Annotated in this window: 9 protein-coding genes; 2 read left to right on the top strand and 7 right to left on the bottom strand. The window is 65.4% G+C overall.

Translation table 11 applies throughout. From position 1 onward, the window contains the following. Nucleotides 1–123: 123 nt before the first annotated feature. The 5 genes from ACZ1I2_RS11215 to ACZ1I2_RS11195 all read right to left on the bottom strand — a co-directional run bounded on the left by ACZ1I2_RS11215 (nt 124) and on the right by ACZ1I2_RS11195 (nt 5,891). Nucleotides 124–1,146, bottom strand: a complete 1,023-nt coding sequence (locus tag ACZ1I2_RS11215) for a FecR family protein (RefSeq protein ID WP_465169614.1) — start codon at nt 1,144–1,146, stop codon at nt 124–126. After that, nucleotides 1,146–1,736, bottom strand: a complete 591-nt coding sequence (locus ACZ1I2_RS11210; protein ID WP_465169615.1) for an RNA polymerase sigma factor — start codon at nt 1,734–1,736, stop codon at nt 1,146–1,148. Before ACZ1I2_RS11210 ends, ACZ1I2_RS11215 begins: the two co-directional genes overlap by 1 nt. Nucleotides 1,737–2,997: 1,261 nt before the next feature. Continuing rightward, nucleotides 2,998–4,374 carry a transposase gene (locus ACZ1I2_RS11205; RefSeq protein WP_465174097.1) on the bottom strand — a complete coding sequence of 459 codons (1,377 nt, stop codon included), beginning with the start codon at nt 4,372–4,374 and terminating at the stop codon, nt 2,998–3,000. 84 nt (nt 4,375–4,458) lie between these two features. Continuing rightward, nucleotides 4,459–4,767: a DUF3601 domain-containing protein gene (locus tag ACZ1I2_RS11200; RefSeq protein ID WP_465169617.1), complete on the bottom strand. Its 309-nt coding sequence runs from the start codon at nt 4,765–4,767 to the stop codon at nt 4,459–4,461. A gap of 221 nt (nt 4,768–4,988) precedes the next feature. After that, on the bottom strand, nt 4,989–5,891 hold the full coding sequence (locus ACZ1I2_RS11195; protein ID WP_465174098.1) for an SDR family oxidoreductase: 903 nt from the start codon (nt 5,889–5,891) through the stop codon (nt 4,989–4,991). Between the two features lie 97 nt (nt 5,892–5,988). On the opposite strand from ACZ1I2_RS11195, the gene ACZ1I2_RS11190 reads away from it, so the two are divergent. Beyond that, nucleotides 5,989–6,822 (top strand): helix-turn-helix transcriptional regulator, encoded by an 834-nt coding sequence (locus tag ACZ1I2_RS11190; protein WP_465169619.1) that lies wholly within the window; start codon nt 5,989–5,991, stop codon nt 6,820–6,822. Between the two features lie 192 nt (nt 6,823–7,014). Next, a complete protein-coding gene (locus tag ACZ1I2_RS11185; protein WP_465169620.1) occupies nt 7,015–7,734 on the top strand; it encodes a hypothetical protein in 720 nt (239 codons plus the stop codon). Between the two features lie 187 nt (nt 7,735–7,921). Here the strand turns inward: ACZ1I2_RS11185 and ACZ1I2_RS11180 are convergent, their stop codons facing one another. Beyond that, nucleotides 7,922–8,317, bottom strand: a complete 396-nt coding sequence (locus tag ACZ1I2_RS11180) for a hypothetical protein (protein WP_465169621.1) — start codon at nt 8,315–8,317, stop codon at nt 7,922–7,924. Nucleotides 8,318–8,370: 53 nt separating this feature from the next. Beyond that, on the bottom strand, nt 8,371–10,146 hold the full coding sequence (locus ACZ1I2_RS11175) for an alpha/beta hydrolase family protein (protein WP_465169622.1): 1,776 nt from the start codon (nt 10,144–10,146) through the stop codon (nt 8,371–8,373). Between the last annotated feature and the right edge of the window lie 44 nt (nt 10,147–10,190).

The raw sequence follows: 10,190 nt of genomic DNA, 5'->3' as shown, positions 1-10,190 counted from the left end.
CCATGCGCCCGCTAAAATCGCGGGTCGCCTGGGGTGCCTTGACGACGGCGGAACGGGTTTCCCTGGAGCCGACCGAAATTAATTTTCGAGAATGACAACCAGCCGCGGCGCGACGGCAGTCGGCTAGGGCTGCGCCGGTCTCCGGCGGCGCAGAACGAACCCATCACCGCGCGGCGCAGCTTCAAGTCCGAACGCAGCCGCCAACGTCGCGGCGAGCTGGTCGGGCCGGTCGGCCCTGAACGTGCCGGTGACCTTGAGGGTCGCAAGCCCCGGCTCGTCGATCGTCACCTCGCGCGTGGAGTAGCGATTGACGACGGCAAGCACCTCGCTCAGCGGAGCGCCGTCGAACGCCAGCATGCCCGACGCCCAGGCCGCATCGGCGGGCGGCGCGGTCAGCGGGACGGGCGCGTCGCTATCCAATGCAAAGGACTGGCCCGGGACCAGCCGGGCGATCGTCCGCACCTGACCCGTCGCGGCACGCGGCGCACGCCGCACCTCTACCGACCCGCGCAGCAGGCTGACCCGTGGTCGGCCGGACACCAGGCTGACATCGAACACCGTGCCCAGCGCGACCACCTCGTCGTCGCCGGCCGACACGATGAACGGACGACCGATATCATGGGCGACCTCGAAACGCGCGCGGCCGCGCACGAGGACGATCCGGCGCTCGGACGGGGTCAGGCGCACCGTCACGCTGGTCTGGGTGTCGAGCGTGATGATCGAACCATCGGCGAGCCGGACGCGGCGTATCCCGACGGGCGACGATACCGCCGTGCGCGCGATGTCGATCCCCGCAGTCCCGCCGCCGGATCGCCCGGGCGACCACAGCCAGGCCGAAAAGCCAATCAAGACCGCAACGATCACCGAGGCAGCGAGCGCATAATAGCGCGCGGCCGGCACCGCCCTGCGCCGCGGCGGCAGCCCTTCGCGGCGTTGCCCGACATCGGTGTGCCCGACCAGGCCGGCCTGCTGCCAGCGCAGCACCATCCGATCGTAAAAGGCGAGATGGTCAGGATGCGCCGAGATCCAGGCCTCGAACGCGGTGCGATGGCCCTCCGCATCGGGCCCGCGCATCCGCGCGAACCATTCGCCTGCCTCCTGTCGCAGTCGCTCCTCGGCCGCCGGATCGATGGGAGGCGGCACCATCAGCGCGGGCCTAGGGCCCGGTCGAGCTCCACCATCGATCGCGCAATCGCCCATTCGACCTGCTTGACCGTGAGGCCCGACCGCGCGGCGATCTCGGCATAGGTCAGGCCTTCGAGTCGATGTGCCATGAAGACGTCCCGTGTTGACTGGGGAAGCTCCAGCATGGCGCGCTCCAGCCGGTCAAGCAGATCGCGGGTTTCGAGCAGGCAATTCTGATCCGTTCCGGCGAGAATCGTCTCATCGGCAAGGACATGCGCCGATGCCGAGCGCCGCGCCCGGGTCTTGGCGCGGTCGCGCACCAGATTCTGGGCGATGCGCGTCAGATAGGCCTCCGGCTTGCGAAACGTCGGCCCATGCTCGACTCCCATCACGCGGACGAAGGTTTCCTGCAGGAGGTCCTGCGCCTCATGCGGGTCGGCGGTGCGCCGGTGGAAGAAGCGCAACAGGCGCGAGCGCTGGGACCGGTAGAGCGACGCGAGATCGAGCGGCACCGGCGGCGCAGGTGCCGCGCAAGCCGCCATGCTGTCGTCGAGGGCCTCCTCGCCGAGCTTGCCGAGGCTCAGCGGCACCGGGCACGACGGCAGATGCACCGCCCCTCGCCAACTTCCAGAACCCGCTCCAAGCGACCTGCCTCCCATCGCGAGGCTGGACCGGCGGAAGCCGGGTGATGAGAACATGCTTAGGAAACATGCGCCGACGCCTTTGGCCGCGAACGGCTTGGACATGCGCGCAGGCCACCCGGCCCGCGAAAGCGGATCCGTCAGTCGCTAAGCGAGGTTCTCACGCCTCGGCGCCGCGCTGAAAGCGGCGCACGCCGAAGCTAGGTTACGCATCCACCGATTGGCAAGAGGTCAGCGCCAATTGCCTCAGAAACGGATCATTCTCCAGTGGATTCAAGAATGTAGCGAATGTCATCGATACATGATCCGTCTTGGGCAGCCATCTTTTCGATGTTGGCGATGCGGGAAACGGGGTGACCCGCCGGGCGGTTGAGAACATGCTTAGCACACGCGCTGACGCCTTTAGCCGGAGCCTGGACAGAGCGGCAGCCACCCGTGCGAGTCGCATCGTTCTATCCAGATGCGCGGATCGCCTCAATCATCCGCAGGCCGTCATTCCGCCCAATGTGCGAGCCGACCAGGCCCAGCTGCGGACGTTCAGCGTTCGCGGGATCCCGCCCCAAAATGCACGCCCGTTCATCTGGGTTGATCGGCAGGTCCCAGGAGCGTCGCGGTTCCGCAAAATATTCAAGCGTGGGTGGTTAGCGGTCAGTCCGCTTTCGCTCACCACCGGCCTGAAAACATTCAGTTCACAATGGGCCTCTTTACGTCCCACCCAACCTCCCGGCAGCGTCGCTGGGCGCGGAGACCGCTGTTGACCACTTGCCGTCGAACCCATTCTGCACGGGTCAGGGAGATACCCGGTTCAAATGCGACAAATAGACAACCGGCGTCATGCGGGCGTTCCGACCACCGACTAAGATAATCCTTCAAGGTGGCGTCGTTTATTGGCACGCTAAGAAAAGGTTGCCTTGGTTGGTCACCTTCAGAGAGTAGCCGTCGAGAAATCCGGTGGAGTTGTCGAACGGAAGATATAGTGGTGCGATCTCCTGTTCCGCAGGTTGCGGGGCCGTGACGTTGGGCGATCGGCCACAGGCGCATAACGCGATCGCGAAAAGAGGGACGATAACCCTTGGCATGCCGGCATCATAAGTAGGCCAGAGGCAGTCCGCTACCGGAGCGAATGCAAGTTCGAGTGAACGTCTGCGACTGGGTGGATTGTGTTGAAAAACTCGCCCTTGGGCCGCAGCGTAGTGTTGGTTTGAGCGCGGCGCGCGGGGGCCGATGGACCTCAGGCAGGGAGCGGCGGCGTCTGCATCGGGATGATTTTGGCAAGCTTGCGGAGGTTCTGGGCGGTGGCGGCGAGGAGGAACTCGTTCTTGGCGCCATTTGGTCCTCTCAGTCGCAGGCGGTCCAGCTTGAGGATGCGTTTGAGGTGCGCGAACAGCATCTCGACCTTCTTTCGCTGGCGGCGAGAGGTGACGTAGGCGTCGGTGGTGGCGATGTCGCGCGCCAGATCGCGGGCGCCTTCGTGGATTGAGCGGATGACCTTGCGCGCCGGCATGTTGGGCGTGCAGCGCTGCCGCAGGTCGCAGCCGGCGCAGTCTTGCTGGCGGGCGCGGTAGCGGATGAAGCCGTCCTGCCCGACATTGCTGCGAGGGTTGGCGAAGTTGCGGTTTCTCGGGCGCAGGCGTTTGCCGCCGGGGCAGACATAGCTGTCATCGTCATGATCGTAAGTGAAGGCGGCACGCTCGAAGGTGCCGTCGCGCCGCGCCGACTTGTCGAACACCGGGATGTGCGGATGGATGTCGCGCTCATGAACCAGCCATGCCAGGTTTGGAGCATCGCCATAGCCAGCGTCCGCCGCCAGCCGCTCGGGCCACAGGCCGAAGCGCTCCTGCGTGCGCTCGATCATCCGGCGCTGCGCAGTAACCTCGGCCTGGCGCACTGCCGTGGTCGCCTCCACGTCGACGATCAGGGCATGATCGAGATCGATCAGATAGTTGGTCGAATAGGCGAAGAACGCCCGCTCCCGCGATGCAGCGGTCCAACGTGCGGCCGGGTCGGCAACCGCCAGTTGCTTGGGCGCGACGGGCGTGGCCGCCCCGAACGCGGCATCGTCGAGGACGGCGAGATACTCGCGCACAGCATGGCTGCCGCTCCCGGGCGGCAGGTCGTCGTCGCGATCGACCGTGTGCTGCCGGCTGGCGTCGGCCCGGATCAGGCTGGCGTCGACCGCGAAGCCTTCGCCGCCGACCAGACCCTCGGCCATGCAGCGCGCAACCGTGGTCTCGAACAGCCGGCGCAGCAGGTCGCAATCGCGGAAGCGCCCGTGGCGGTTCTTCGAGAAGGTCGAGTGGTCGGGCACGTCGCCCTCCAGCCCCAGCCGACAGAACCAGCGATAGGCGAGGTTCAGATGCACCTCGTCGCACAGCCGGCGCTCGGAACGGATGCCCATGCAGTAGCCGATGATGAGCATCCGGATCATCAGCTCCGGATCGATCGAGGGCCGCCCCGTCTCGCTGTAGAAAGGCCGCAACTGCTCGCGGATATCCGAAAGGTCCACGAAACGGTCGATCGAGCGCAACAGATGATCTGCCGGCACATGACGCTCCAGGTTGAAGCTGTAGAACAGCGCCTCCTGCGCCACCGTCCGCTCGCCCATCATCGGATCGTCTCCCGCACCCGCGGGAACATTGAATCACCAGTCCGCGACTACTTCAAGCCTGCCTTTTTCAACACAATCGGGTGGTTAGCTGCCGATCCCCGGCTGAACATACGCATCGAAATGGTCGAGGATCTCGGCTTGTTCATCGGCCCGCCATTGCAGACGGATGTGCCATTCACGCTCACCGTCGAGCGAAACGAATAACGATTGCCCATCGTCGTACGGCAAGAACGCTGCCCCCAAGAAAGTCCATCCTTCGCCAACAGGATGAACGTCGCCATCGAAATCAGCGAAGGGTACGGCGACGACATATCGCCCTCCAGCCACCATTGCTCCGAACGAGCGCTGAGCCACGTTCTTGGACCAGTAGCCCGGTTCGAATGGCCCAATCATCGCCGCACTATATGAACGAGCCACAATTTCCGAAAGTGGGGCGGGTCGCGCCCGGCAACTTTGCGGGAGCGACAACCCATAAAATGACCTTCAGGGCATCCGGGCGGCTTCCCAACAGGCGGCTCGTTCATCCGCCGCGACCCATCAACTTCTCCCTTATTACGCGGATCTTGCGTTGATCGCTGGCTCGGCGGTTCCGCTCGCCAGCGAGCATTGCCGGATCAGGCTTCGGCGAGCAGCGAATAGTTCATCGCGGCGAGGTCGGCGAGCAGATCGGGTCCCGTCGGTTCCCACCCCAGCCGCGCGCGTGTCCAGGCATTGGACGCGATCATTTCAAGCGCCGCGAAGGGTGCCATCCAGCCGAAATAATGCTCGACTTCGTCGGCTGCGACCGAGCGGACCGGCAGCCCGGTCCCCTTTCCAAGCGCCTCGGCGATGGCGCGAGCGGTGACGCCCTCCTCTACCGACGCATTGTAGCGCGCACCCGGCTCGCCCTTCTCCAGTGCCAGGACGTAAAGCTTGGCCACATCGCTGACATGCGCTGCGGACCAGCGTGTCCGCCCCTCGCCGACATACGCCACCGCACCAGCTCGACGCGCCTCGGCGACCAGCGGCGTTATTAGGCCAGCCTTCGTGGTGTCGTGGACTTGCGGCAGCCGGATGGTGCGCACGTCGACGCGTCGTGCGATCAGCGCCGCGCCGGCAAGTTCGGTCGCGATGCGCGGGTTGGCGTGGCGCGGGTTGAGCACGTCCTCCGTCGCCGGGCCGCCATTCAACGGCGTGCCGATGCCGACGCCCGAGGTGATGAGGAGAGGTTTCTGCGTCCCCTCGAGCGCAGCGCCCATCGCAGCGATATTGCGTTCGTCCTTCTTGGTATTCTCGAAGAAGGTCGCGAAATTATGGTCGAACGCGCAGTGGATCACCGCGTCGGCCGCCGCCGCGCCGCTGGCGAGCGTCTCGGGCTGCTCCAGATCGCCACGATGGACTTCGGCGCCAGCCGCTTCGAGCTGCCGGACGCCGGCGTCGGAGCGGGTGAGGCCAAGCACCTGGTGGCCGCGCGCGATGAGTTCGGGAACGACATGCGAGCCGATGAAGCCGGTCGCGCCGGTGAGGAACACGCGCATATTCAAACCTCCTTCTTACTGAGAAGGCATATCGCGACCGAATCAACAGTGTTAAAGTAGTGACCTTATCGTGGTATAACGCCTAACAGGATCGATCATGGCCAGCGAAGCGCCTAACCCGTTTGGAGCCTATCTGCGCGACCGCCGCACCCGCCTCGATCCGGTGGCCCTGGGGTTCGGCGGCCGACAGCGCACCCCGGGGCTGCGGCGCGAGGAAGTGGCTGCCCGCGCGAACATCAGCCCGACCTGGTACACCTGGCTCGAACAGGGTCGAGGCGGCGCGCCGTCGGCCGACGTGCTCGACCGCATCGCCAAGGGCCTGATGCTGACCGATCCGGAGCGCGAGCATCTTTACATGCTGGGCCTCGGCCGTCCGCCGGAGGCGCGCTACCAGCCGGTAGACGGCATCTCCCCACGACTGCAGCGCGTGCTCGACGGGATGGTGATGAGCCCGGCGATCATCAAGACGGCGATGTGGGATGTGGTCGGCTGGAACCGCGCGGCGGCGGTGCTGCTGACCGACTATGCCAAGCTGCCGCGTGAAGGACGCAACATCCTCCGCATGATGTTCGGCAGCGACCACATCCGTGTCCGAAACGCGGACTGGGAAGGCGTTGCCCGGTTCGTCGTCGGCGCCTTCCGTGCAGACGTGGCGCGGGCGGGCGCCAACAGTAGCGCGGCCGTCACCCAACTGGTCACTGAACTGTCCCACATCAGCGCTGAATTCCAGTCACTGTGGCAGGACAACGACGTGGTCGCTCACGGCGAGGGGGTAAAACGGATCCATCACCCCGACGCGGGATTGCTCGCTATGGAGTTCTCATCGTTCGCAGTCGAAGGACGGCCCGAGCTCGGAATGATTGTCTACAACCCTGCCTCGGCAGCAGATGCAGAACGATTGCGCATGTTGCTAGACGCTCGCGGGAGCTGATTGGAACGCGCCCCACTGACGCCGGTCAATACGACCCAGAAGGCAACATTCAGCGTAGCTTTGCGGTTTCCCAGTTTCGGACGTCCGTTGAGCTGCGTTAACAGTGCGAGATTGCACTCGCTCTTTTCGCCGTCGTGCCGCTCTGCGGCACCTGCAGGATCGACGAGCGTTCCATAGACTGTAGCTAGGGGAATGCACTTGCGCGGTCTGGATTTCAGCTCTTGGCAGAGCCTGCTCGCCACCATCCTCGGGCTGGCGCTGGTTACGCTGCTGGGCGTTGGCATTCGTCTGCTCACCCAAATGACGTTCCAGCAGCGCCGTGAGCGCATGAACCGGCAGATCAACGAGCGCCTCAGGACACTCATCGCCGCCTACAAGGTCCTCGGCGGATCGTTTACCGGGGACCTGACCGTCGATCCGGCCCACCGGCGCGACCTGCGGCGGCGGGACCAGGGCGGCGTCGCAGAGGAGCCAATGGCCGCTTTGGACCTCAGTGCGGACGGCGCGGCGCGGTCGGACCGCACGCGCCGCATCCGCGACGCGGTCGAGGCCGCGCTTTCCGACATCATCCTGCTCGGTACCGAGGAGCATGTCCGGCTGGCGGACAGGGCGGTTCGCGAGCTGGTCGCGGGCCACCCGGTCCACACGCATGATCTTGTTGTATCGCTGCGTGCGTTCGTGCGCGATGCGCTCGATCTCGACCCGATCCCAGCCGACTTGACCATAGCGATGCAGGGACCCACACGTCCCGCGTCGTCCGGCGGCGGCAGAGCCGGAAGCAACAAGGACGATGCTGGCCGGAGCGGCGGTGGTGGTGGTATAGGTGGCGGCGCGCTTGGAGGCGGCGGAATGGGTACCTATGTCCCTGGCGACGATCCGCACCATTCCACGGCGCAGAACGCGGAGCGGTAGGCTAAGCATCCCTGATCTTGGTCGTGTCTGACCCAGATGCGGACGTTCCGGCGCAACTTCGGTTTCCCGATTCCGGTCACTCGTTCATGTCAATCGAACGGCCGGTTTGGGGCGTCCGAAGGCGGCCGGGAACAGCTTGAGTTGGTGGTTGGGCGACGGTCCGCGTTGAAGCGCGGAGCACAAGGCGTCAGTTCACAACCGGCCTTTTCACATTCCAGCCGACCTCCGCACAACGATGCTGCTTACAAAGGCCGCTGTCGATGACTTGCTTACGGACCCATCCCGCACGGGCCTTCGGGGTCCCCGGCTCGAAGGCTACGAAGAGGCGGCCCGCGCTAGGGGGCAAAGCCGCCCATTGGCGAAGGTAGTTCGTGAACACCACCTGACCGACAGGTGCGCCGTTCCACAGAAAGTCGCCGTGGTGCGGGACGCGGAGGGAGTAACCGTTCAGGAAGCCGCTCGACTCGTCGAACGGAAGCCGGGCGGGATCGATCTTCCGGTCAGCACGTCGCGGCACCAGGGCCTTGCTCGGCAACGCGATGCCGCACAACATCGTCGCCGCAGCTATGACAATGTACCTCATCGGACCGGCACCATAACCAACGGGCCGAAAGCCGCTATCGGGAACGCCACGCATTAACCTGGACGGCGTCCGAAGCGCGCGTTGATCCAGTCCGCCATTCGCTCAAGCGCGACCGGCGCGACCGTCTCCTCTATATCGGCATACTCGCCGACGGCGCCCGTCTTGGCGGTCTGGAACAGATGGTTGAGGCCGGGTATCTCGACGATGGTCGCATCGTGATCGTCCTTGAGGGCCGCCTTGATCGCGGCCAGATTTTCGTCTGGAAGGACCTGACGGTCGAGGCTCCCGTTCAGCGCCAGCACCGGCACTCGGATCGCGCGCAGATTAGGCGCCGGATCATATTGGAAGAAATAGCGGAACCAAGGGCTGCTGAACTGCGCCATGACCAGCTCGGGGCTCGCGCCAGGGGGCGCGCCGATCGCGGTCATTGCCTCTGGTGTCAGCAAAGCACGCGCGGCCGCGACGCCCGCTTCATAACTTGCGCCGCTTGCCAACGCCTTGAACAGGGCAGCCATGACGGGTTCAGCTCGATCGATCTCGGCTTCGCTCTGACCAGTGCTGAGCCCGATCGCGCGACGCTGCGAAAGCAGCAGTGCCCTGGTCGCCGTCCCCGGCCCGGCCAGCATGATCAGGAAAGCGACGTCCTTGTTCGCCGCCATGGCGATCGGGCCGATCATGCCGCCCTCGCTATGGCCGATGAAGCCGATCGCATCGCGCCGGATCTCGCCGCGCGTCCGCAGAAAGGCGAAGGCTGCGTTTGCATCCGTCGCAAAATCCGCCGAAGTCGCCTTGCTTGCATCCCCGGTCGACTTGCCGACACCGCGATCGTCGACGCGCAGCACCGCAATGCCGCGCCGGGTCAGGTAGTCCGCGATCACCGCGAACGGCTTGTGGCCGAGGATCGTCTCGTCTCGATCCTGCTGGCCTGAGCCGGTGAGCAGGATCGCCGCCGCAAACGGCCCGTTGCCCTGCGGCAACGTCAGCGTCCCGGCGAGATGGACCCCGCTTTCTGCCGAATTCTCGAACGCCACCTCCTCGGCGCGATAGGGAAAAGGCGCCTGCGGCGTCTGCGGCCGCTTAGGGGCGCTCCCGGCGGAAACGCCATCGCCACGCACGAAATCGACCGGCGCGGCGGGTTGGTCGGGTGCCAGCCATGTGCCGCTCATCCGCTGCATGTCCGGCGACAGGACGCCGTCATAGCGCATGCCGCGAACGTCGAGCCTGAAGCGCACCTTCTGCCCGTCCCGCATCAGGCCCTGGATCGGCACGCCGTTGGCGAGCTGGTCTGGCGAGTCCAACAGCACCGCTGTTCCCTGGGCTCCGGTTTTTATATGGAGCACCAGCCGCAGATCGACGCCGTTGCGGCTGATCTTGCCACGCCAGGTCCCGTCCAGCCCGGCTACGACGGGCTTTGCCGGCGGGGGTCCCTTCGCCAGCTTGAGCGGCAGTTCGGCTCCCTGCCGGAACGTTCCGTTCCATGCCTGTTCGGCCACCACCCAGTGTCCCTCGAAAGACGCGTGGATCATTGCGATCTCAAGCGAGAGTTCGTCGCCCTCGGCCTTGATGCTCGACACCGGAATCTTCTGCCCGGGCGCCTGGTCCGGGCTTTCCAGTTCGGCCTTGAGCGATCCGTCCTCCGCGCGGCTGACGAACAGCACCAGCGTCAGCGCGCCGCCCGGTGTGACGAGGGTTCCATGCCACTCGCCAACGGCGTCTATTGCCGCGGCCGTGGCCTGCGCGGACGAGGATGGCAGTGGAGCGGCTCGGGCGGGCGCTATGCCTGCTAGCAATACCGTCATCAGCAAAAAGGCGTGAAAGACTATGCGCATGAACCTTCCCCGGAAGCGGAAATCTGGTGGCTGAGCGTTGGCGG

It is taken from the genome of Sphingomonas sp. BL-S-29 (assembly GCF_055521495.1).
Note: the sequence above shows the minus strand (reverse complement) of the source record. Positions and strands in the feature narration are given on the sequence as shown.